Origin of the sequence: Clostridium hominis (genome assembly GCF_014287825.1) — a bacterium.
Classification (GTDB): domain Bacteria; phylum Bacillota; class Clostridia; order Clostridiales; family Clostridiaceae; genus Clostridium; species Clostridium hominis.
Map to the genome: position 1 here is coordinate 86,861 of NZ_JACOOO010000001.1, position 22,650 is coordinate 109,510.

Below are 22,650 nucleotides of genomic sequence, written 5' to 3' on the forward strand. Positions count from 1 at the left end.
ATGTTAAAGATAATATTAAGTGGTTGTAATGGAGCTATGGGAAGAGCTATAACAAAAGTTGCTTCAGAAAGTGAAGATGTAGAGATAGTTGTAGGAATAGATAAATATAAGGATAGATATTCAAATAGCTATAGAGTTTATGATAATATATTTGATTTTAAAGATAAAGCTGACGTAATAATAGATTTTTCACATCCAAGTTGCTTAGAGGATATATTAACTTATGGAGAAAAAAATAATACTCCAATAGTAATAGCAACTACAGGATTAAATATTGAGGACGATAAAAAAATAGAGGATGCATCAAAGAATATTCCTATTTTTAAATCAGCTAACATGTCAATAGGGGTGAATTTATTAATAGATTTAGTTAAAAAGGCAGCTTTAGCACTACAAGATAATTTTGATATTGAGATAATAGAAAAACATCATAATAAAAAAGTTGATGCACCTAGTGGAACAGCTCTAATGATTGCAGATGCTATTAATGAAGAGTTAGATAATAGTATGGAATATAAATATGGAAGAGAAGGTAAAAGTGCTAAAAGGGAAGGAAATGAAATAGGTATTCATGCTATTAGAGGTGGAACTATTCCAGGAGAGCATACTGTAATTTTTGCAGGATTAGATGAAATAGTAGAAGTTAAGCATACTGCTTTATCTAAAAATATTTTTGCAAGCGGAGCAGTTAAAGCAGCAAAGTTTATAGTTAACAAAGAAAATGGTTTATATAAAATGGAAAATTTAATGAATTAATATCATTGATAGAAAGGAAGAAAAGATATGATGAATAATAATCTTACAGATCCATATGAAATTGCTAGATTTATAAAGGAAGTAAAGAAGGTTACACCAGTTAAGTTATACATAAAAGGAGATATGGATAATATAGATTTTATTAATTGTAAAGTTTTTGGATGTGGAGACTCAAGAATAGTTTTTGGAGAGTATGAAATTATAAAGTCAATATTAGAAAGTAATGAAGAAAAAATAGAATATTATGAATTAGAGAATGATAGAAGGAACTCAGCCATTCCTATGCTAGATATGAAAAATATTGAAGCTAGGATTGAACCAGGGGCAATCATTAGGGATAGAGTAAGTATTGGTAAAAATGCTGTAATTATGATGGGGGCAGTTATAAATATAGGTGCTGAAATTGGAGAAAATACAATGATTGATATGAATGCAGTAGTAGGAGCAAGAGGAACTATTGGTAAAAATGTTCATGTTGGTGCTGGAGCTGTAATTGCAGGAGTGTTAGAACCACCAAGTAAAACGCCAGTAATAGTAGAAGATTATGCTATGATAGGTGCTAATGCAGTTATATTGGAGGGAGTAAAAATAGGTAAAGGAGCAGTAGTAGCAGCAGGTTCAGTAGTTATAAATGATGTTGAACAAAATACTGTTGTTGCAGGAACACCAGCAAAAGTTATTAAGGAAAAAGATGATAAAACAGCAGATAAGACTAGAATTTTAGAGGATTTAAGATAAAATATTTTATACTATAAGGGGGCATAAATATGGGGTCTTTGCATGAAAATGATAAAAAATATATACTGAATCTCTATAATAGATTAAACCTGGAAGTTGAAAGAGCTGAAGGGGTATATCTTTATGATAAAGATAATAATAAATATTTGGATATGTATAGTGGTATATCTGTAAATAATTTAGGTTATGATAAGGGGATTGCTAAAGCAATAAAAAATCAAGTTGATAAATATATACATCTATCAAACTATTTTGTGTCAGAGCCAACGGTGAATCTAGCTAAACTATTAGTAGATAACTCTTTTGCATCAAAGGTATATTTTTCAAACTCAGGAACAGAAGCTAATGAAGGAGCACTTAAATTATGTAGGAAATATGGAAGAAGCATTAATGAAGATAAAGTTGAAATATTATCTGCGTTAAATTCATTTCATGGAAGAACTTGTGGTGGGCTTACATTAACAGGCCAAGAAAAATATCAAAAAGATTTTAAACCATTACTTTCTGGTGTTAATTATTTTGAATTTAATAATATAGAATCTTTAAGAGAGTGTGTAAGTGAAAATACTTGTGCAGTATTTTTAGAGGTTATTCAAGGTGAGGGTGGAATTGTAGAAGTATCTCAGGAATTTATAAATGAAGTAGTAAAGTTGTCAAAAATATATAATTTCTTAATTGTTATAGATGAAATTCAAACCGGAATAGGAAGAAGTGGAGATTTATTTGCTTTTGAAAAATATAACTTTACTCCTGATGTAGTTACATTAGCTAAATCTATAGGCGGGGGATTGCCTTTAGGAGCAATATTAGTTAGTGAAAGATTAGAAGAAGTTTTAAAGATAGGTGATCATGGAAGTACTTTTGGAGGGAATCCAGTAGCTTGTGCAGCAGGAGAATTTGTTTTAGATAAAGTAGTAAATACTAATTTATTAGATGAAGTCAGAGAGAAAAGTAAATATATTTTAGATGAGCTACAAAAGCTTAAAAAAGACTTTCCGACTTTGATAAAAGAAATTAGAGGTAGAGGAATGATGATAGGTGTAGATGTAGGAGAAAGTGCTATAGCTATAAGAGATAATGCTATGAATAATAACCTACTTTTAAATGTAACTAATAAAACTGTTATTAGATTATTACCACCTCTTTGTATAAGTTATAATGAAATTAATGAGTTTTTAGAAAAGTTTAGAGATATATTAAGTAAAATTTAAGTGAAAAACTGGTGAAGTTTATCACCAGTTTTTTTGTATCCTTTATTTTATCTTTATTCCAAATATATAATTGATTAGAATTATTTAAAGCTGAAAATAACTTGGCTTTAACAATTAGGAAGGTACCATTTAAGCTTTTTATTAAATCCTTAAATTCTTGCATTTTAGTATATCAATCTGCAGAATGAGGATTTTTTCATTCATAAAATCTTGGAATATGGAGCTTTTTTTTATTTTTAGCAAAAAATACATATTAAAACAACAAAAATATACAAAATATATGGAAAAAATACTTAATAGGCCTTATAATATAGTTAAAGTGTTTTAGATAAATGCTTTTTATTAGAAGTACAAATCTTTTTATGATAACGATTTGTATATTGACATAGGAGGAAATATGATTGAAACAATTATATTTGCATTTATTGTTTCTAAATTAAAGGGGTATGATATAAAACCATTATTTAAATCATGGGCATTTTATCCGGTAATAATAATGGAGTTGTTATATTGGATGGGACAAGTCTTAATATGGAACGAACATTATGAAGTTGTAAATTTATTAGCATTTTCTAAGACCATTTATTTATGTTCATATCTATTTTTGATTTTTAAATATGAATTATATTCAAGTGCAATTATTGGCTCGATTTTCACATTAATCGGTGGAATGCTTAATGATATTGCCATTAAAGCAAATGGAGGATTTATGCCTGTTTTTCCAAACTTATCATATTTAACAGGATATGCAAAGCCAGAATCGTTTGAATTAGTAAATGACATACATATACTTGGTAATGCACAAACAAATCTTAAAATTTTGACAGATTTTATAGACACGGGGTACTGTGTATTAAGTATTGGAGATTTATTTATAAGAGTATTTGTATTTTTAATATTATATAATTCAATTAAAAAAATTAATTGTAGAACAAAGGAGAAGATTACGTGTTAAATATTTCAGTGTTTGAATTTATCGTAAGAATATTACCAGAGGCTTTAGTTTTTATCTTTGCTACTTATACTTTTTCTAATATAAAAATAGATAAAAAAAAATATCTTTTAGCTAGTGTTATTTTAGGGTGTTGTGTGTTCATTATAAGAAAATTACCAATAAATTATGGAGTACATACTATACTTAATATTTTTACATTACCAATAATATGTACAAGCATAAATAAGATTAGTATTGTAGAGGCGACTAAGTCATCTATTATTACGACGATATTACTATTTGTATTAGAGGGAGTAAATGTTTTTTTCTTAAGTTTAATATTTAAAGATTCGTTAACACAAGTTATGTCTAATCCGACATTGAAAACTATTTATGGATTACCATCTTTAGCAGTATTAGCAATTATTGTTATAGGATACTATAATTATTTAGGCAAAAAGGAAAAGTTGAATTATGTTTAATGTTGAAAGAACTTCGAGAAAAATTTCTGGTTTTTTAGCAAATGAATTATCATTAGGAGAAGAAAAAGAGGCAGTTATTAACTACGGATTATTTGCAATCATTCAAACTCTAATATCAATAATATTTGTATTAACGTTTGGATTAATATTTGATGTTGCTTTTGAAGCCTTTTTAATATCTCTTACAATGAGTATTTTAAGGAAAAGTTCTGGTGGAATTCATGCTAGCACTCCAGTGAGATGCATAGTAGTAGCGACAATTTTTAGTGTGGGAATGGGGGTAGCAATAAAGAGGGTAATTGCTATAGCTATAAGTTTAGATTCTATATTAAAAATAATAATATTTGTATGGGCATATATTATTGTTTATAAGTTAGCACCTGTGGATAGCATTGCCAAGCCTATAAATAGTTTAGAGAAGAAACGAAAGCTAAAAAGGAATTCTATTTTTATTTTGACAGTATTTATTATTATTACTATTATTAATAATTTAACTTTTATATGGATTAGAGAAGAAAAGTTTATAGTATATAATTACTGCATATATACAGCTATAGCGTGGCAAGTTTTTTCCTTAACAAAGATGGGACACATTATCTTACGTAAATTAGATAATTGTTTTAAATATATTAAGCTTTAAAGGAGGTGAATTAGAATGAAAAAAAGAATATTAATGACAGTGGCAACAGTAGCAACGGTATTTGCATCTTTAGTGGCTACATCAGCATGTTATTTTGGATGGTACCAACCAGAAGAACCACAATGCTTAAGAGATGAATAGTAATAGTCGAGGCCGATAATTCGGTCTCGATAATCTTATGATAAGGGGTAAGAAATGAATAGCGTACAAATCGATAAACAAAAGCAAATTGGCGATATTGTATCAACTGTTAAACTAGCATCATTGTTATTTACTGGAATAATTTTATTTAAATATATATTTACCGGAGATACATCTCAAATAGGGTATCAATCTTTATATTATGAAATGATATCAATTCTATTACCACTATTAATATTGTTATTTATATATTTTGTTTGGACATTTTCGACAAAGAACAAATTGAGCAGTAAGTATGATAATATAGTAAACAAAGGAGAAACATTTTTATTTATATTATTATTTTCTATAATAATATATATATCTGGCGCTAATGAAAGTAATTATAAATTTTTATTTTTATTTATAATAATTACTACAACAATTCAATCTGGAATGAAACATGGTATGATTACTGCAATAATATCATCAATAATAATTTTATCCATGGATTTAGTAATGATGCCAGCTAGTGAAGTTAATATATATTTTGAAAATGATTTAATTTTAGCAGGAATATTTATTTTGACTGCGTGGCCTTTAGGCTTTTATGTTAAAATTGAAGGTGAGCATATTAAAAAGCTTGAAGACATGGTTAATTTTGATGGACTTACTAATGTATATAATCATAGATATTTTCAAGATAAATTAAAAGAGAAAATTGAAATCGGGAGAAAGGAAAATAAACCTGTATCCATGATTTTTATAGATATAGATTATTTTAAGCATTACAATGATTTATACGGTCATCAAAAAGGTGATAATATACTTAGGGAGTTAGCTGAAATTGTAACAAAATCAGTTAGAGAAAAGGATGTTGTTGCTAGATATGGTGGGGAGGAATTTGCTGTTATTTTAGAAGATACCACTGAGAGAGAAACTTTAGAAATAGCAGAAAGAATAAGAGCAAATGTAGAGGAAACCTATTTTGATGGTGAGGAGAATCAGCCAAAGGGAAAGATTACAGCTTCAATAGGAATTTCTGTTTTTCCTGATAAAGCAAAGGATGAACTTGAACTTATTAAAAGTGCAGATGATGCATTATATAGAGCTAAATTCTTTAATAAGAACAGAGTAGAAACATATACATCAATACTAGATGATTTAAAGAAAAATATTGATGATAAGGATATTGAACTAGTAACTTCAATAAAAACATTAATTAGTATAATAAATGCTAAGGATAGATATACATATAGTCATGTTGAAAGAGTGGTTATTTATAGTAGGCTTTTAGCTGATAAGCTTAAGCTTTCTGAAATAGATAAAAGCAATTTAATTTATGGTGCATATATGCATGATATTGGAAAGATAAATATACCTAAGGAAATATTAGTTAAGAGAATGAAGTTAGAGAAAGAGGAATGGGAAGAGTTAAAACAACATCCTGATAATGGTGTAGAGATTATAAAATCTGTTGAATCACTTAAGGATGTAATTCCACTTATAAAACACCATCATGAAAGATATGATGGAAAGGGATATCCTAATGGGTTAAGTGGTGAAGAAATTCCTTACTTAGCAAGAGTGCTTACTGTTGTAGATAGTTTTGATGCTATGACTTCTAATAGACCTTATAATAGAAGAAAATCTTATGAAGAAGGTATTGAAGAGTTAAGAAAGTGTAGCGGTGCACAGTTTGATCCAGAAATAGCAAAAGCCTTTATTGAAGTAATAGAAAGCAATGCCGCATTTTTATAAAACAAATCTGCATTAAAACATCTTGTTTTAATGCAGATTTGTTTGTTTTTATATACGAAAGTTTTTAGTTTATAAAATGGTGACCTGTAGGGGGATCGAACCCCTGATTTCACCGTGAGAGGGTGATGTCTTTACCTCTTGACCAACAAGCCTTATATTCTTTATATAATATTACCGTATAGTGGGAAAATATTCATAAAATATAAAAATATATTTAATTTATTTATACTGCTTGCTTTTAATTGGATATTAAATTATAATGTATAATGAAAATTTAATTAGAGACAGTTCGAAAGCCTCCTGTCTATAAATAAAACTAGGTTGAATAAGATGTATAAAGCTTTGTTTTATACATTGTTTATTTTACTTATGCTTGATATACCTGAGGCTATGGATATTATTATCCATAGCTTTTATTTATTTTCAAGTAAGAGGCTCTATTTAAAAAAATAGGGGGAAATAAAATATGAATCAAAATTTAACTAAAAGAATAGTAGTAACAGGAGTTATTGCTGCAATCTACACTGTATTAACATTAATTTTAGCTCCAATAAGCTTTGGCCCGGTGCAATTTAGATTGTCTGAAATAATGGTATTATTAGCTTTTGTAGATCCTTTATACATCATAGGATTAACTTTAGGATGTTTAATGTCTAATATGTTAGGTGGATTTGGAATAATGGATATAGTATTTGGGTCATTAGCAACATTTATGAGTTGTGTTGCTATGTATTGGACTAGAAACACTATAAAGAATATTAAAGCTTCATTATTAGTCGCATCAATTTGGCCAACAGTATTTAATGGAGTGATAATTGGATGGATGCTTCATGTAACTATAAATGTACCAATGTTTATAACTATGATTCAGGTAGCTTTAGGTGAGTTTGTAGTGGTAACGGTAATAGGGGTACCTTTAGGTAGACTATTTGCTAAAAAGTATGGAAAGTATTTTCAAAGAATTGGATTAGCTTAAGATATGTAAACTTAATATAAAAGAAGAGAGATAGGAACTCCTATCTCTTTTTTGGTTTAAGGAATAAAATGTATAGGAATATTAATAGGATTTTTAGGAAAAATAGTAGTATAGTATAATAAATTTTACAAAGGAGAAATAAAAATGAAATTTAAAAGAACTTTACTAATTACATTAATATGTATACTATCATTATCAATACCTACTTTTGCAAGTAATAAAGAAAAATCACCTATTTTTATGGGGAAAGTTTTAGAAATTACAAAAGATGATAAAGATAATAGCGTTAGAGTTAAGGCTAAAGGATATGTTAAAGGATGTTCAGTATATGAAGAGGAATTAGTTTTGATAGTTACAAAAGATACTGAAATAATAGTCTCTAAGTGTGGAAATGAAGAAAAACATGAAGAAGTTTGTGTAGGGGATTTAATATTTGCTAAGCTTGATAAGGCAATGACTAAGTCAATTCCTCCACAAGTAGTAGCAAAAAAAATACAAATATCAAAAGTTAACAAGTAAATTAATTTTATAAATAGAAAATGCTAAAGAAAAATAGAGAAGTACAAAATCTATTTGTTCCTTTAGCATTTTTTATTGTTAACTTATAAAAAAATTATAAATCATCTACATCTTGCTCTTCACCATAGCGTACTGTACCTTCTGAAGAAAAGCTATCCTTTGGATCTTTTTCAATGAAATAACCATCATTAGGCTCTTTAGAAGGTTTAACATGACTTGTACAAGATTTTAGTTGTACATTTGTAAGATCTTTTATACTTTTCATTTTAGACATATAAAACGCTCCTTTAACTCTGGATTTATAATTATTATTAATAAATTATAATTGTTTTATACTATAAAAAAGTGAATAAATATATTATTATATATGTAAAAGATTATTTTATAGGAAAATGAGGTGATTAAATGTATAACTATGATTATTCTATGCTAACAGGAGAAGTTATCACAAAAGATAATTTTGAATATGAAGAAAGTAGGAAGTGTTGGAATAGAGCTATAGAAAAATATCCTTTAATTATTAATTATTGTAATGATAAAGAAGATGTTTCTAATGGAATTAAGTGGGCTAGAAAAAATGCTGTTCCATTTAGGATAAGATCAGGATGTCATAATTATGAGGGGTTTTCAACAGGGAATGATTTGTTTGTAATTGATGTTAGCAGAATTAATAGTATTTTTATAGATGAAGACAAAAATTATGTTAAATTAGGTGGGGGAGTAAGGAACAGAGAGATATATGAGGCTTTAGGAAAGCAAGGATATCCTTTTCCAGGAGGTGGATGTCCAACAGTAGGTGTTTCAGGATTAATTCTCGGAGGTGGTTGGGGATATTCCACAAGGTTATTTGGATTATCATGTGATACCTTAATAGAATTAGAACTAGTTAATTATGATGGAGAAGTTATCATAGCTAGTGAGAAAGAAAACTCAGACCTGTTTTGGGCATGTAGAGGAGCTGGCGGAGGAAATTTTGGAGTAATTGTATCTATGAAATTTACGTTGCCTAATAAAATGCAAATGGCTACATTGATTAATGGAGATTTTAATAGTTGTGATATTGAAGAGACGATAAATTTAATTTCTGCTTGGCAAGATATGTATAAGAATTTAGATAAAAGATTTAATGGAAAGATGAGTATATATAATTCACAAGAAAATGGAAGAGGCGTAAAGTTTACAGCTTTATTATATGGAGATAAAAATGAAGCAAATCAGATATTAGAACCTTTAAAGAGAGTATCATCAAATTCATTCATCAAAATGGAGTATGGTACTGTTTTAGAGGCTAATAGAAAAATACAAGATAGTCATCCGGAGTATGAAAGCTATAAATCATCAGGAAGATTTGTGTATAAAGAGTACTCTAGAAGTGAGATTGAAGAATTAAGCCATCTAATTGAAACAAGAGCTGAAGGTGCTATTTATACAGCTATTACATTTTATGGATTAGGTGGAGCTGTTATGGATGTTAAGAAAGAAAAAACAGCTTTTTATTATAGAGATGCAAAATTTATTATGGGATTTCAATCTGTATGGGAAGAAGCAAAATATGCACCTGTAAATAGAAGGTGGTTTTTAGAAAAGTTTAATTATATCAAAAGCATTACAGAGGGATCTTTTATAAACTTTCCATTATTAGAGTTGGAAAATTATAAGAAAGAGTATTTTGGAGAAAATGTTTCAAAATTAGTGGGGATAAAAAGTAAATATGATCCCCTAGATGTTTTTAAATTTCCACAAGGGATAATAGATTAGCGAGGTACATATATGATGTTAAATACATATGAACAATTTTCAACTTTAAACAATGAATTAATTACATACTTAAATGAATTGATATCAGATGATTTAAAAGAAAAAGACAGTGAGAAAATAGTTAATAATTTCAATAGAATTTTAAATGATATAGAAGAATTAAAATTTAAAAGTGATGAGATTGTTTCAGGCGGAATGGAATTAGATAAGATAAATAACCTTAGATATTCAATAATGAATTCATTATTCTTAATTTCAGATTTATTACATTTTTATAAGTTAAATGAAATAGAGAGATTTAAGATGAGAGCTGTAAATTATATTAATCATAATTCAAAGCCACAAATTTTTAGGTAAAGTTAAGGAGAGATATTTAAGATGAAATGTATGTTAACAACACATGAATTAGGAAAGTTGCTTTCTGATTTATGTAATGAATATAATATTAGTATGTTATGGAGAGAAAAGGTAAGTGGAGGATTTATAACTTTAACTGGAGCAATAGATATTGAATATTATCCAACAGAACAAGTTATGCTTAAAGGTAATAATATTATTAGCTTACAAGTTAAAAGTGGAGAAAATAGCAATACTGTTAAAATTACAGGAATGAAGGGTGAGTACTTTGATGTAAGCATTGCTCCAACGAAATTTAAAGAGATAAAATCAAATTCTTTATATTTAAATCAAATTCAAGAAAGTAAAACAGAATGTAAACTTAGAATAGATGAAAATATTATTTTTACTATTCCAAAATCATATGATGATGTTATAAAGCTTATTAAGTAAAAGAATATCGAATAAATATGTTAAAATACTAGTTTTAAAATTGTAAAAAACTTCATATAAATTAATATGTGATTTAATCATAAATATTATTTTATGTGGGGGAGAGTAGATGAAAACTTTAAATTACTGTTTAGAATGTAGAAGAGTATTCGAATCTAATGAAAGATGCGAGTTTTGTAGTTCTGATAAAATTAAACCGTTAAAAAAGGGAACATCAGTAAATGTAATTGGAAGTAAAATAAAAGGAAGTGTTTTTAGTTACAAAGATAACTTAGTTAATTTAGTAATTGTTACAGAAAGTAAAGAAAGAAATATTAAAGAATACAAAGCTGATAATTTGAAAAAAATATTATAATAACTTAAATAATTTTTTGCGAATTAATTATAATATTATTAAGAGATGAAAAAACACTAAAATATAACTAGAGGCAGTTCAAATGAAAAATGAACTGCCTCTTAGTTATTATTCTATATTTCCAGTATAATCTAAGATTCCACCTCTTAAATTATATAAATTTGAAAAACCTTCTTCTTCAAGAAGAGTGCAAGCCACAGTGCTTCTTATACCACTTTTGCAATATACTAATATAGGTTTTTCTTTAAATTCATTAAGTTCATCTAGTTCGAATTCAAGATCATCTACAGGGATATTTATAGAGTTTGGAATCTTACCGCTTTTGAATTCACTAAATCTTCTTACATCCAGTATAAGTAAATTATCGACTTCATTTATTAGCTTTAAAGCAGATATATTATTAATTGATTTAATCATTTTTAATCCTCGCTATTTTTAAAATTGTTTAAATAAATTATAAGGAAAATATTTTTTAAATGCAATAGGAATGTTTTATTAATTAATAATTATTATTTACAAACTTTTAAAATAATACTATTATAGTATAAGAGATAAAATAATAATATTGAAGTTAAAATAAATTAATATAAAGTTAAATACGGAGGAAAAATAGATGTTGAAAATAGGATGTCATTTATCTACAACTAAAGGTTTTGAAAATATGGGTAAAGAAGCTTTGGAAATAGGAGCCAATACCTTTCAGTTCTTTACTCGTAATCCTAGAGGTGGAAAAGCAAAAGATATAAATCAAAAAGATATTGATGCGTTTTTAAAATTAGCTAAAGATAATAATTTTGGAGTTTTATTGGCTCATGCACCATATACGTTAAATGCTTGCTCTGCTGATGAAAATACAAGAAAATTTGCAAAAGAAATGATGGCAGATGATTTAATTAGAATGGAGTATACACCAAATAATTTATATAATTTTCATCCAGGAAGTCATGTTAAACAAGGTACTGAAGTTGGAATTAACTATATAGTAGAACTATTAAATGAGGTTATCAAGCCGGAGCAAACAACAACTATTCTTCTAGAGACTATGGCTGGAAAAGGAACAGAGGTTGGAAGAAGCTTCGAAGAAATAGCCGAAATTATAAGTAGAGTTGAGCTAAAAGATCATATGGGGGTATGTTTAGACACTTGTCATGTTTATGATGCAGGATATGATATAGTAAATGATTTAGATAATGTTTTAGATGAGTTTGATAGAATAATTGGACTTGATAAGTTAAAAGCAATACATCTTAATGACTCAAAAAATCCTTTTAAAAGTCATAAAGATAGACATGAGAAAATAGGGGAAGGATTTATTGGACTTGAAGGAGTGAAAAGGATAATAAATCATCCAAAGTTAAGACATCTACCATTCTTTTTAGAAACTCCAAACGAATTAGATGGATATGCTAAAGAGATAGAATTATTAAAAAGTATTTATGAAGAAGTTTAATTAAAAAATAATCCAGTTATTAGAGTCTTTTTATCTAATAACTGGACATTTTTTTGTTTTAATCATAATCTCTACTTGCATTTATTAAGTCTCCCTACATGAAATTAGGGAGATTTTTTATTAGAATTAAAGAATGGGGATAACAATCTATATTAAAAAGTAGGAGAAAAAACTATTATGATATTAATTATTATGATAATACTGACTACGATAATAATTTTATAACAATTACTTTTTTATCATAAATAAGCCTTCTATTAAAATTATTTAAAATAAAGTCTGCTATTTATGGGAAATACTTATAAATAATCATATTATTATCATTTTTATTAGCAAGTAGAATTTAAAAGACTTAATATAATATATGATTATGTAAAATTAGTGTTACTAAATATAGAAGAAAATTTTGAATTTTAGGTAGAAGGTATTGGAATACTAGAGCTATAAGGAGGTTGAAAATATGACAAAACATATATTTGATAAAATTGCATTAAAAAATACAGAAAATTTATCTTCACATAATTTTACTAATGATTATACATTAGGTATAAGTGATAATTTAAATGATCTAAAGATTAATGATGATATTTCTAATGACGATATTATTAAAGATTCTAGTATAGAAGGACTTAAAGTTTCTAGAGAAGAAGAAAATAAAATAAAACCTAATAATGATGATGAAAATATAAAACTTGCAGATTTACCTATATTTCCTAATTTAAGTGAGTAAATATATAGTATATTGTATATTTTATAAATTAATTAAAAAAGTTAATATTAAATTAACTTTTTTATTGACATGAGTACGGATATTCTGTACCATAAGTAGTGGAATTATATATAATATTGTTAGGTGAGGCTCCTATAAAGAAATATGCTGCTGCCCAGAAAAATCTAGAGATTCCAATGGGTTAACAAGAATCATCGTAAAGGTGATTTTTAACGTAGCTGACTTAATGTCTACGCTTTATAGTGCTAAAGCTCTACGATTGCTTAAAAGTTGTATTTAGGACTTTTTGTCGTGGGGCAAAAGGTCTTTTTTATTTGAAATAAGAGGAGGTGGTATAATATGGATTCTTATCCGGCCCATAGGTGTATTAATAAAATTGAATATTTGAAAGATAGGAAGATCATTTATTATACCACTGCTGAAAGTGGTGCTATTCCTATCTAAAGGGAGGAATTAGCCATGAAATTAAATATGAACAAAGATGAATTAAGAAAATTCTTGCTTCATGCACCACAAGATAGAATTATGAAGTACATTGAAGGTATCCACCCTGTAGATATACTTGATGTATTAAGAGAAAATGAAGATGATAGAAAAGATATATTAAATAGATTATCAGAAAAGTGCATTGCATCAATTATAGATGAGGCAGAAGATGAAGAAAAATATGAAATTTTAACGGAGTTTTCTGAAAATAAACAAAAAAATATAATTGAAGAGATGTCATCAGATGAATTAACAGACCTTTTAGGTATCTTGAGTCAAGAGCAAGCTAATAAAATACTATCTAAAATGACTGCAGAAGATGCTAGAAGAACACGTCAGCTTTTAAGTTATGAACCAGATACTGCGGCAGGTATTATGGCTACAGAATTTGTTTCAGTAAAAGGAGATATGACTGTAGAGGATACATTAAAGTATTTACAAAGAACATCTGAAGACGTTGAAAACATATATGATTTATATGTAATAGATGAATTAGACAGATTAAAAGGAGTAGTTTCACTAAAGGAAGTAGCAACAAGTAAATTTTCTACAAAAATATCAGATATACTTCACGTAAAAGTGGAAGGAATTCCTTATGATTTAGACCAAGAAGAGGTTGGTCATAGATTTGAAAAGTATGGTTATTTAACAATGCCAGTTGTTGATAATTATAATAGATTACTTGGTATAGTTACTGTAGATGATGTTATGCAAATTTTGAGAGATGAGAGTACAGAAGATATCCATCGTCTTGGAGGAGTAGATGAGGGAGAAAGAATTAGTGGTACTTTAGGTGAGTCAGTTAAGAGTAGATTACCATGGCTTATTGTTAATTTAGTTACAGCTATATTAGCTTCATCAGTTGTTGGAGCTTTTGAAGGAACTATTGAAAAAGTAGTATCACTAGCTACATTTATGCCTATAGTAGCAGGTATGGGTGGAAATGCTGGTACTCAGACATTAACTATTATTGTTAGAGGTTTGGCTTTAGGCGAGTTAGATTTTAATAATATGAAAAGAGTATTTTTTAAAGAGGTTGGAATCGGACTTATTACTGGGGCATCTATAGGGGCCATTATATCAGTATTAGGCTATCTATGGGAAGGAAATATTTTCTTTGGAGTAGTAATAGGTGTAGCTATGATATTAAATATGATAGTAGCAACAATTTCAGGATTCCTGGTACCAGTTGTATTAAAGAAATTAAAAATAGATCCAGCTTTAGCATCTTCAGTGTTTGTAACAACATTTACAGATGTTTTAGGGTTTTTATTCTTCTTAGGATTAGCTACAGTTTTTGTTCAACAACTAATCTAAAACATACGGCTTTTGCGATATGCAAAAGCCGTATGTTTTTTTATTTGTAAATATCTTTAGCAAGAGCTTCTAATTTGCCAATATCTAAAATATGTATTTCATTTTTGGTCTTTCTAATAATTCTAGAATCTATTAACGCTTTTATAATTCTATTTAAATGTCTATAACTAGAACCGAGAAGTTCAGAAATATGATTTACACCTTCAATTGTAACTGTATTTGAGTCCGATGGAATAATAGATAGTAGATAACTGGCAAATCTATTTTCAAGGGGATAGAGAATGTTGATAGAACTATAGAGTGAATTATTTCTAAGCTTTTTTTCAAGCGAAGATATAATAAATCTTAAAAAAATAGGATCCTCATATCCAAATTTGTGAATAGACCATATTGGAATAGCTATACAGGTGCAGCTATCTAGAGTAACAACATTACAATCGGCATAAGGGTTATCTAATAATTCTAAGTCTCCTATAATTGATAAAGGGGTATTAAAGCATAATAAAAGAGATTGCCCAGATGAAAGTAAAGTAGTAACTTTAGCTTTTCCTTTAACTAAGAAATACATATATTCTAATTTGTTATTTAAAGTACATATAGTTTCATTTTTTCCAAAAGTATATATTTTACATGAATTTAGTAAATCTATATTTAAATATTGCTTTAGTGAATATTGGTCCAAATAGTAATTAAGGATTTTATTATTAATTATTTCGTTCATTTAAACCACCTCGCAACAATTATACTATTTATTATAAAATAGGACAAATGTCCTATAATAAAATATAAAGAGTGAGTAATCTATATCTAGAATAATTAAGTTTAGGAGGAAAATAAATGTATAATATTTTAGCACTTGCAATTGGTGCGCTAATATCTATTATGCTTTCGGTTAATGGAAGATTAGAAGGAGTTGTAGGATTAACTAACTCTTTAATAATAATACATGTAGTGGGACTTTTGACTATAACTTTTATAATGTTAATTAAAAGAGAGAGAATCAAAATAGATAAAAAGATTCCTATATATATGTTTTTAGGTGGCGCAATAGGAGTAGCACTAACTTTAGTTAATATGATAACTATTAGCAAGATAGGAGTTGCATTAACAACATCTATAGCAGTATTTGCGCAATTAATATTCTCATCATTTGTAGATCATTATGGATTATTTGGAATGAATAGATACAGATTCAATAAGAAGAAACTTATCGGTTTTTCTATTGTATTATTAGGGTTAGTCATTATGACTGTATTTTAAGGAGGAATATTAAATGATTATTTTAGCTATGTTAGGTGGAATATTAACCACACTATCTATGATAGTAAATTCATCTTTAGGTAAGAAAATTGGAGTTCTACAAAGTACTTGTATAAATTATATTGTAGGATTAATTTGTTCAACATTAGTATTGATATTATTAGGTAGTAGTGTAAAAGTTAATGCAGAAACATTTTTAAAGATGCCTTTTTATATATTTCTAGGAGGAGCAATAGGAGTTAGCGTTGTTTATTTTTCAAATATAATAATTCCTAAAATACCTGTAGTTTATAGTACATTGTTATTATTTGTTGGACAAGTTGTTACTGGAATTATTATAGATTTTTTTGTTATGTCTGAAATATCTTTTAGTAAATTAGTTGGAGCGATAGTAATTATAATTGGCATTTTGTATAATTCAAAAATAGATGCAAAAGAAGTAAAAGAATAGATAAAGAAGTATGTAAAATTTAAATTATATAAATTTTACATACTTCTTTATTTTTATCATAAAAATTATTTGATCTTATAATAGGCATAGTAGATAGTAAGCTAGGTCATAATAAATATGTAGAAACATTGGTTTAATAAAAAGTGGTGAATTTTTCTATAAAATTTTCAAGTATAACTAGTTTTTACTAGATAATTCATAAAAATAATGGTAATATATTAAGAAACATAGCAAATTAGTGAAGGAGGAGTAATGATGAGTATAAATATTAAAGATGTAACAGTTGAATTTGTTGATGGATTAATAATAACTGCTTTTGAAGATGGAGAAAATAATTCTTCTGAGTTAGAAAATATAATAAAATCTACTACATTTAAAGGCAAAGAAGGGGAAATATTTTATATTACAGAATTAAATGAAAAAGTAAAATATAAGATATTTGTCGGTTTAGGAAAAAAAGAACTTCTAAATGGAGAAGTTTTAAGAAATGCTATGGCTAAGGCTGCTAAAAAAGCAAAGGAATTAAAAATAGAAAAAATAGGTGTAGAGTTTTTTGACACTGATAAGATCTGTGTTGGTGGAAGAATAAAAGGAATAACTGAAGGTATAAGACTAGCTCTTTATAGCTTTGATAAATATAAGGAACAAAAAAGCACATATAGTCCAGAAATATATATATCAGGAGTACCTACTCAAAAGTTAGAAAAGGCTACTGAAAGATTAGAAGAAGTTAATAATCTAGTTGATGGAGTAATTAAGGCTAGAGATCTTATAAATGAGCCAGCGAATTCTATTTATCCAGAAAGTTTGGCCCATGAAGCTATTAAGATTGGCGCTGAATGTGGATTTGAAGTTCAAGTTTTTGATGAAAAAGAATGTAAGGATTTAGAAATGAAAGCATTCTTATCTGTAGGTATGGGATCTTCTAAAAAACCAAGGCTTATAGTTATGAGATATATGGGTGATAATGAAAGTAGTGATGTATTAGGACTAGTAGGAAAAGGTCTTACATATGATTCAGGTGGATATTCATTAAAACCATCTAATTCTATGGTTGGAATGAATGGAGATATGGGTGGTGCAGCAGTAGTAATTGGTACTATGGCTGCTATAGCTAAAAATAAATTAAAGAAAAATGTAGTTGCTGTGATTGCAGCCTGTGAAAACCTAGTTTCTGGGGTAGCATATAAGCCAGGAGATATTATTGGATCAATGGCTGGAAAGACCATAGAGGTATTAAATACTGATGCAGAAGGTAGATTAACTCTTATAGATGCAATAACTTATATTATTGAAAAAGAAGGTGCTACAAAGGTTATTGATTTAGCAACATTAACTGGAGCAGCAATAGTAGCTTTAGGAAATTATACAACAGCATTAATGTGTAATGATGAAGATTTTTATGATGAATTTATGAGAGCTGCAGATGTTACAGATGAAATTTTCTGGAGAATGCCAACATTTAAACATTATAGAAAACAAATACTTGGAGAGAAAGCTGATCTTAAAAATGTAGATCCTAATGGGGCTGGTACAATTGTTGCAGGAATGTTCTTAAAGGAGTTTGTACAAGATAAGCCTTGGATTCATCTTGATATAGCTGGAACTTCAGATACGAAGTCACCTATAAATGAGTATATAGTAAAGGGTGGAACAGGAACTCCTGTAAGAACTTTATATTACTTAGCTAAAGGCCCTTGTGGATGTCATAAAAAATAGATAATTTTTATAGGAGCTGTAGTATACAGCTCCTATTTTTATATACTAATTTAATAGTTGAACATATTTAGTAGAAAATTTACTTAAAACAGTTGATTAATGTTTCTATGTTATTTTGAAGTGGTGGGTTTACATTCTTATAGCACACAGGAAGATAATTTGGTACTATATATATTATAAGGAAAAATCATAAAAGTAGGAGGGAAGAAGTTTTGGAAAAAATAATAAAAGAGTTAAATTTATCACACGTAGAGTTAAACTCATTGCCTTTAAAGAATACGGCTTTAATAGTAGTTGATATGGTTGTAGGATTCGTAGAAGAAGGGATTTTATCTTCTCCTAGAGTTAAAGAAATGTCAACTAATTTATTAGACTTAAATAATAGGACTAATGGTTATAATAAGGTGTATTTTGTTGATTCTCATAATGAAGATGCAGAGGAATTAAAAGCTTATCCATCACATTGTATTGTAAATACTAGAGAAGAAGAGTTAATAGATGGATTAAAAGAATCTATAAGTAAAGACTATAATATTAAAGTTATAAAGAAAAATAGCACAAATGGATTTCATGTACCTGAATTTAAAAGTTGGTTAGATGAAGTAGTTAATAAAATAGATAATTTTATTATTGTAGGCTGTGTTACAGATATATGTGTACTTCAATTCTCTTTAACATTAAAGACATATTTTAATCAGATGAATTTAAATAAAAGAGTAATTGTTCCTGCCAATTGTGTTGAGACATTTGATATACCAGGTCATCCAGGTGATGAAATGAACTTGTTTGCTTTGGGAAATATGAAATCAAATGGTATTGAAGTAGTATCAGAACTTATTTAAAAAATTACTAGGGAGGAAATAGAAATGAGTGAAAATTATAAAATTAATAAAGAATATTTATTATCTACAGCAAAGAGGATATTAGAGTTTAACTCACCAACAGGTTTTTGCTTTGAGATAATGGATAAGATAGAAGAGATTGTAAGGGAGTTTGGTTATAAATTCGAAAGAAACAATAAAGGTGGAGGAATTATAACTATAGAAGGTAGAAGTGATGAAAAGGTAATAGGATTATCTGCTCATGTAGATACGTTAGGAGCTATGGTTAGATCAATTACTAGTTCAGGTACTTTAAGATTTACACTAATTGGAGGGCCTATAGTACCAACTCTAGATGGGGAATATTGTAAGATTAGAACTAGAGATGGAAAAGTTTACGATGGTACTTTTTTAAGCACAAGTCCTGCTGCTCATGTATATGAAGATAGTAAGACTAAAAAGCGCGATGCTAACAATATGGAAATAAGAATAGACGAAGTAGTTAAAAATAAGAGTGATGTTGAAGAATTAGGAATAGCTCCAGGGGATTTTGTATTTATAGATCCTAAGACTACAATAACTCAAAGTGGATTTATTAAATCAAGATTCATAGACGATAAGGGGAGTGTAGCTTCACTAATGGCATTATTGGAGATGTTCCATAGGGAAAATATTACTCCTAGATTTAAAACAAAGATATTAATATCTAATTATGAAGAGGTTGGACATGGTACATCTTATATACCAAGCGATATAACTGAGATGATAGCTGTTGATATGGGATGCATTGGTGAAGATTTAAGTTGTACCGAATATGATGTTTCAATTTGTGCAAAGGATTCTGGAGGACCATATGATTATAATATGGTAACAGATTTGGTTAATTTAGCGAAAAATAATAATATCAGCTATGCGGTAGATATATATCCAATGTATGGTTCAGATGTTGGAGCGGCATTAAAGGCTGGAAATAATATAAGAGGAGCTCTAATAGGACCAGGAGTTCATGCATCACATGGAATGGAAAGAACACATTACAATGCTTTAGAAAATACTATAAAATTATTAGCTTTATACTTAATTTAAATAAAGTGCGAAGCACTTTTTAAGTTGACAGTTAAGAGTTAAAAGTGAAAAGTTTAGGATGAAACTGCTATGCAGTTTCTAAGACATAATATTTTAAAGTCAGCTTTAGCTGACTTTATTCCTAAACTTTTAACTATTCCCTTTTAACTCTTAACTAAATAAATTATCTTATAAGTCACCTAGTCTACCTTTAGATTTTAGATGAGCTATTAGTTTATCAGGATCATTCATAATAAGTTCTTCCGGCATACCTATCTTTTCAAATAGTTCTATACCTTTTTCAAAGTTCCCAATTGCTACATTCATATGAGCATCTGAAGTTAAAATAACTTTAGTACCATATTCTTTGCAAAGTCTAGCTATAGTTTCACAGTTAACATCGCTTCCTTTTCTAGAAGAGCCCATAAGAGAACTATTATTAATTTCAATCATAATATTCTTTTCTTTAGCTTTTTTTACTACAGCTTCATAATCTAACTGATAGTTAGGATTACCTAGATGGCCTAAAATTTCAACTTTCTCATTTTTATCTAGAACATTTAATACAGCTAGTGTTTTTTCTTCTTTAGATGAAGTCATAGGGAAGATAGGCTCATGGAAAGATGCTATCATATAATCTAAATATGTAGATGATTCATTAGGAATATCTAAATTTCCATCTACATCTAAGATGTTGGCTTCACAACCTTTAAAGATAATAACATCGTTAATAGTTCTTGGAACTGCTTTTAAGTTTCCAAAGTACCAATAGTGAGGAGCACCAGGCATGTTTGGTCCGTGTTCCGATGTTCCAAGTATTTTGATTCCATTTTTAGAGCAGTGGTCGATATTTTCTAATAAAGTTGAATAAGCATGACCACTAACAATTGTATGAGTATGCAAGTCAGATGAATAGTTCATAAGTTTCTCCTTAGTAAATTATTAATATTATTATATAAGTAGTATATAAATAATAGAAAATAATTTCAACTTATAGTAGGTCAGAAGAACTTTAAAAGTTCTTAACGTAAACATATACATCTGTTGAATGGTATAAATTTAATGTGATAGCTATTATATAGGGATATGATAGTTATTGATAGAAGAGGCGTAGAGGTGAAAAAATAATTGATAATAATTATTGCTTAATATAAAATGTAGTTATATTAATTAAGGGGGAGATGTTATGTTAATGATAATTTCTCCTGCAAAAACTTTAGATTTTACTAAAGAAAATAAAGCAGGATATAGTACAAATACAATTTTTAACAATGAAATAAAGGAATTAATAGATGTATTAGATAAATATACTATAGATGACCTTTCTAAGCTTATGAAGATATCAGAAAAATTAGCAGAAGAAAACTATGATAGATATCAGAAGTTTTTTACTGATGAAATAGAATGTAAGGAAGCTTTATTAGCCTTTGATGGGGCAGTGTATAAAGGTATAGATAGTAAAACATTTAATTGTGAAGATTTAGAATACGCACAAAGAAATTTGAGAATTTTATCAGGTTTATATGGTGTTATTAGACCTTTAGATATGATAAAAGAATATAGGTTGGAAATGGGCACTAAACTTAAGTTTAAAACATATAAAAGTTTATATAATTACTGGGAAGATAAGTTGACTAACTTTATTTTAAAAGAAATTGAAAGTTCTAGTGGAGATAAAGTCCTTATAAATATAGCTTCAAACGAATATAGCAAAGTCCTTGATTTGAAAGAGATAGGTAAGAAGTATAAAGTTATTAATGTGGATTTTAAGGAAAAGAGAGGGGAAGAATATAAAGTAGTAGGTACTTATGCTAAGAAAGCTAGAGGTTTATTAGTTAATCACATAATAAAAAATAAGATTGTTAATGTTGAGAATATAAAAGCATTTAATAAAGAAGAGTATGTATTTAATTCTGAGCTAAGCACTGATTCTGAGTTTATATTTACAAGGGGATAGAATATGAAAAACTTATTAAAAAATAAAATCCTCTTTATAAGTAATCTTTTATTTTATAGTGGATTACTTGTAGGGGTATATGGTTTATATATAATTTATAAGGTGAAACTATCATTACCTGAAGGGGCATGTCTAATAGAAGATAATAGGAGAATATTAATTGTTTCAGTATTATTATTAGTTGCATCTATACTTACTGAGTGGATAGGAAGTAAAAAAAGTTATAAGGGATAAGCTAAAGCTATTTTTTATGAAAGTGATTTACTTTTTTTAGATGGAATTAGAATTTGAAAATATGAAAATAAAGTTTAAGAAAATCTTGGGAAAATAGTAAGATATATATTATAATAACTAA

General features: G+C 27.9%; 28 protein-coding genes, 1 tRNA gene and 1 riboswitch. Of the genes, 24 read left to right on the forward strand and 5 right to left on the reverse strand.

What is annotated here, in order from left to right:
* The 8 genes from dapB (at nucleotide 1) to H8S20_RS00435 (ending at nucleotide 6,642) form a co-directional block, all read left to right on the forward strand.
* Nucleotides 1-756 (forward strand): 4-hydroxy-tetrahydrodipicolinate reductase, encoded by a 756-nt coding sequence (gene dapB, locus H8S20_RS00400; protein ID WP_032119083.1) that lies wholly within the window; start codon nucleotides 1-3, stop codon nucleotides 754-756.
* A 30-nt stretch (nucleotides 757-786) separates the two neighbouring features.
* Entirely contained in the window at nucleotides 787-1,494 is a 708-nt protein-coding gene (dapD, locus tag H8S20_RS00405; protein WP_096902970.1) for a 2,3,4,5-tetrahydropyridine-2,6-dicarboxylate N-acetyltransferase, read from the forward strand.
* Nucleotides 1,495-1,523: 29 nt separating this feature from the next.
* Nucleotides 1,524-2,705: an aspartate aminotransferase family protein gene (locus tag H8S20_RS00410; RefSeq protein WP_032119081.1), complete on the forward strand. Its 1,182-nt coding sequence runs from the start codon at nucleotides 1,524-1,526 to the stop codon at nucleotides 2,703-2,705.
* Between the two features lie 397 nt (nucleotides 2,706-3,102).
* Nucleotides 3,103-3,660 carry a DUF5317 family protein gene (locus tag H8S20_RS00415; protein ID WP_186859021.1) on the forward strand — a complete coding sequence of 186 codons (558 nt, stop codon included), beginning with the start codon at nucleotides 3,103-3,105 and terminating at the stop codon, nucleotides 3,658-3,660.
* Nucleotides 3,654-4,121, forward strand: coding sequence for a hypothetical protein (locus H8S20_RS00420; RefSeq protein WP_186859022.1), 468 nt, complete (start codon nucleotides 3,654-3,656; stop codon nucleotides 4,119-4,121). The genes H8S20_RS00415 and H8S20_RS00420 overlap by 7 nt, the downstream gene beginning before the upstream one ends.
* Nucleotides 4,114-4,761, forward strand: coding sequence for an accessory gene regulator ArgB-like protein (locus tag H8S20_RS00425; protein WP_186859023.1), 648 nt, complete (start codon nucleotides 4,114-4,116; stop codon nucleotides 4,759-4,761). Before H8S20_RS00420 ends, H8S20_RS00425 begins: the two co-directional genes overlap by 8 nt.
* A 15-nt stretch (nucleotides 4,762-4,776) precedes the next feature.
* On the forward strand, nucleotides 4,777-4,902 hold the full coding sequence (locus tag H8S20_RS00430) for a cyclic lactone autoinducer peptide (protein ID WP_186859024.1): 126 nt from the start codon (nucleotides 4,777-4,779) through the stop codon (nucleotides 4,900-4,902).
* A 54-nt stretch (nucleotides 4,903-4,956) separates the two neighbouring features.
* Nucleotides 4,957-6,642 carry an HD-GYP domain-containing protein gene (locus H8S20_RS00435; protein WP_186859025.1) on the forward strand — a complete coding sequence of 562 codons (1,686 nt, stop codon included), beginning with the start codon at nucleotides 4,957-4,959 and terminating at the stop codon, nucleotides 6,640-6,642.
* A 77-nt stretch (nucleotides 6,643-6,719) separates the two neighbouring features.
* Here H8S20_RS00435 and H8S20_RS00440 read toward each other — a convergent pair.
* Nucleotides 6,720-6,794 (reverse strand) — tRNA-Glu (locus H8S20_RS00440).
* A 314-nt stretch (nucleotides 6,795-7,108) separates the two neighbouring features.
* Between H8S20_RS00440 and H8S20_RS00445 the strand changes: the two genes are divergently transcribed.
* Nucleotides 7,109-7,618 carry a QueT transporter family protein gene (locus H8S20_RS00445; RefSeq protein ID WP_032119075.1) on the forward strand — a complete coding sequence of 170 codons (510 nt, stop codon included), beginning with the start codon at nucleotides 7,109-7,111 and terminating at the stop codon, nucleotides 7,616-7,618.
* Nucleotides 7,619-7,762: 144 nt separating this feature from the next.
* Nucleotides 7,763-8,137, forward strand: coding sequence for a hypothetical protein (locus H8S20_RS00450; protein ID WP_186859026.1), 375 nt, complete (start codon nucleotides 7,763-7,765; stop codon nucleotides 8,135-8,137).
* A 94-nt stretch (nucleotides 8,138-8,231) separates the two neighbouring features.
* On the opposite strand, the gene H8S20_RS00455 is transcribed toward H8S20_RS00450, so the two are convergent.
* Complete coding sequence (locus tag H8S20_RS00455; RefSeq protein ID WP_186859027.1) at nucleotides 8,232-8,411, reverse strand: hypothetical protein; 180 nt, start codon at nucleotides 8,409-8,411, stop codon at nucleotides 8,232-8,234.
* Between the two features lie 131 nt (nucleotides 8,412-8,542).
* On the opposite strand from H8S20_RS00455, the gene H8S20_RS00460 reads away from it, so the two are divergent.
* The 4 genes from H8S20_RS00460 (at nucleotide 8,543) to H8S20_RS00475 (ending at nucleotide 11,039) form a co-directional block, all read left to right on the forward strand.
* Nucleotides 8,543-9,895, forward strand: coding sequence for an FAD-binding oxidoreductase (locus H8S20_RS00460; RefSeq protein WP_186859028.1), 1,353 nt, complete (start codon nucleotides 8,543-8,545; stop codon nucleotides 9,893-9,895).
* 12 nt (nucleotides 9,896-9,907) lie between these two features.
* Nucleotides 9,908-10,252, forward strand: coding sequence for a hypothetical protein (locus tag H8S20_RS00465; protein WP_186859029.1), 345 nt, complete (start codon nucleotides 9,908-9,910; stop codon nucleotides 10,250-10,252).
* 21 nt (nucleotides 10,253-10,273) lie between these two features.
* On the forward strand, nucleotides 10,274-10,684 hold the full coding sequence (locus H8S20_RS00470; RefSeq protein WP_032119070.1) for a hypothetical protein: 411 nt from the start codon (nucleotides 10,274-10,276) through the stop codon (nucleotides 10,682-10,684).
* 109 nt (nucleotides 10,685-10,793) lie between these two features.
* Nucleotides 10,794-11,039 carry a hypothetical protein gene (locus tag H8S20_RS00475; RefSeq protein WP_186859030.1) on the forward strand — a complete coding sequence of 82 codons (246 nt, stop codon included), beginning with the start codon at nucleotides 10,794-10,796 and terminating at the stop codon, nucleotides 11,037-11,039.
* Nucleotides 11,040-11,147: 108 nt separating this feature from the next.
* On the opposite strand, the gene H8S20_RS00480 is transcribed toward H8S20_RS00475, so the two are convergent.
* Nucleotides 11,148-11,456, reverse strand: a complete 309-nt coding sequence (locus H8S20_RS00480; RefSeq protein WP_186859031.1) for a rhodanese-like domain-containing protein — start codon at nucleotides 11,454-11,456, stop codon at nucleotides 11,148-11,150.
* Nucleotides 11,457-11,652: 196 nt separating this feature from the next.
* Between H8S20_RS00480 and H8S20_RS00485 the strand changes: the two genes are divergently transcribed.
* From H8S20_RS00485 to mgtE, 3 genes are all read left to right on the forward strand, one after another.
* Nucleotides 11,653-12,489, forward strand: coding sequence for a deoxyribonuclease IV (locus H8S20_RS00485; protein WP_186859032.1), 837 nt, complete (start codon nucleotides 11,653-11,655; stop codon nucleotides 12,487-12,489).
* A gap of 460 nt (nucleotides 12,490-12,949) precedes the next feature.
* Nucleotides 12,950-13,219: a hypothetical protein gene (locus H8S20_RS00490; RefSeq protein WP_186859033.1), complete on the forward strand. Its 270-nt coding sequence runs from the start codon at nucleotides 12,950-12,952 to the stop codon at nucleotides 13,217-13,219.
* Between the two features lie 108 nt (nucleotides 13,220-13,327).
* Nucleotides 13,328-13,490, forward strand: a riboswitch (M-box (ykoK) riboswitch).
* 188 nt (nucleotides 13,491-13,678) lie between these two features.
* A complete protein-coding gene (gene mgtE, locus H8S20_RS00495) occupies nucleotides 13,679-15,022 on the forward strand; it encodes a magnesium transporter (protein WP_032119065.1) in 1,344 nt (447 codons plus the stop codon).
* A 40-nt stretch (nucleotides 15,023-15,062) separates the two neighbouring features.
* On the opposite strand, the gene H8S20_RS00500 is transcribed toward mgtE, so the two are convergent.
* Nucleotides 15,063-15,743, reverse strand: coding sequence for a Crp/Fnr family transcriptional regulator (locus H8S20_RS00500; protein WP_186859034.1), 681 nt, complete (start codon nucleotides 15,741-15,743; stop codon nucleotides 15,063-15,065).
* Between the two features lie 116 nt (nucleotides 15,744-15,859).
* On the opposite strand from H8S20_RS00500, the gene H8S20_RS00505 reads away from it, so the two are divergent.
* From H8S20_RS00505 to H8S20_RS00525, 5 genes are all read left to right on the forward strand, one after another.
* Nucleotides 15,860-16,282 (forward strand): DMT family transporter, encoded by a 423-nt coding sequence (locus H8S20_RS00505; protein WP_032119063.1) that lies wholly within the window; start codon nucleotides 15,860-15,862, stop codon nucleotides 16,280-16,282.
* Nucleotides 16,283-16,295: 13 nt separating this feature from the next.
* A complete protein-coding gene (locus H8S20_RS00510; RefSeq protein ID WP_032119062.1) occupies nucleotides 16,296-16,733 on the forward strand; it encodes a DMT family transporter in 438 nt (145 codons plus the stop codon).
* 252 nt (nucleotides 16,734-16,985) lie between these two features.
* Complete coding sequence (locus tag H8S20_RS00515) at nucleotides 16,986-18,452, forward strand: leucyl aminopeptidase (protein WP_436231583.1); 1,467 nt, start codon at nucleotides 16,986-16,988, stop codon at nucleotides 18,450-18,452.
* A gap of 212 nt (nucleotides 18,453-18,664) precedes the next feature.
* The gene (locus H8S20_RS00520; RefSeq protein ID WP_207725222.1) at nucleotides 18,665-19,294 is read left to right on the forward strand and encodes a cysteine hydrolase family protein; all 630 of its coding nucleotides are present in this window, start codon (nucleotides 18,665-18,667) and stop codon (nucleotides 19,292-19,294) included.
* Nucleotides 19,295-19,318: 24 nt separating this feature from the next.
* The gene (locus tag H8S20_RS00525; RefSeq protein WP_032119059.1) at nucleotides 19,319-20,359 is read left to right on the forward strand and encodes a M42 family metallopeptidase; all 1,041 of its coding nucleotides are present in this window, start codon (nucleotides 19,319-19,321) and stop codon (nucleotides 20,357-20,359) included.
* Nucleotides 20,360-20,527: 168 nt separating this feature from the next.
* Here the strand turns inward: H8S20_RS00525 and H8S20_RS00530 are convergent, their stop codons facing one another.
* Complete coding sequence (locus H8S20_RS00530) at nucleotides 20,528-21,259, reverse strand: phosphatase (RefSeq protein WP_032119058.1); 732 nt, start codon at nucleotides 21,257-21,259, stop codon at nucleotides 20,528-20,530.
* A gap of 265 nt (nucleotides 21,260-21,524) precedes the next feature.
* Between H8S20_RS00530 and yaaA the strand changes: the two genes are divergently transcribed.
* Nucleotides 21,525-22,295 (forward strand): peroxide stress protein YaaA, encoded by a 771-nt coding sequence (gene yaaA, locus H8S20_RS00535; protein WP_032119057.1) that lies wholly within the window; start codon nucleotides 21,525-21,527, stop codon nucleotides 22,293-22,295.
* Between the two features lie 3 nt (nucleotides 22,296-22,298).
* Nucleotides 22,299-22,529, forward strand: a complete 231-nt coding sequence (locus tag H8S20_RS00540) for a hypothetical protein (RefSeq protein WP_032119056.1) — start codon at nucleotides 22,299-22,301, stop codon at nucleotides 22,527-22,529.
* Nucleotides 22,530-22,650: the final 121 nt, after the last annotated feature.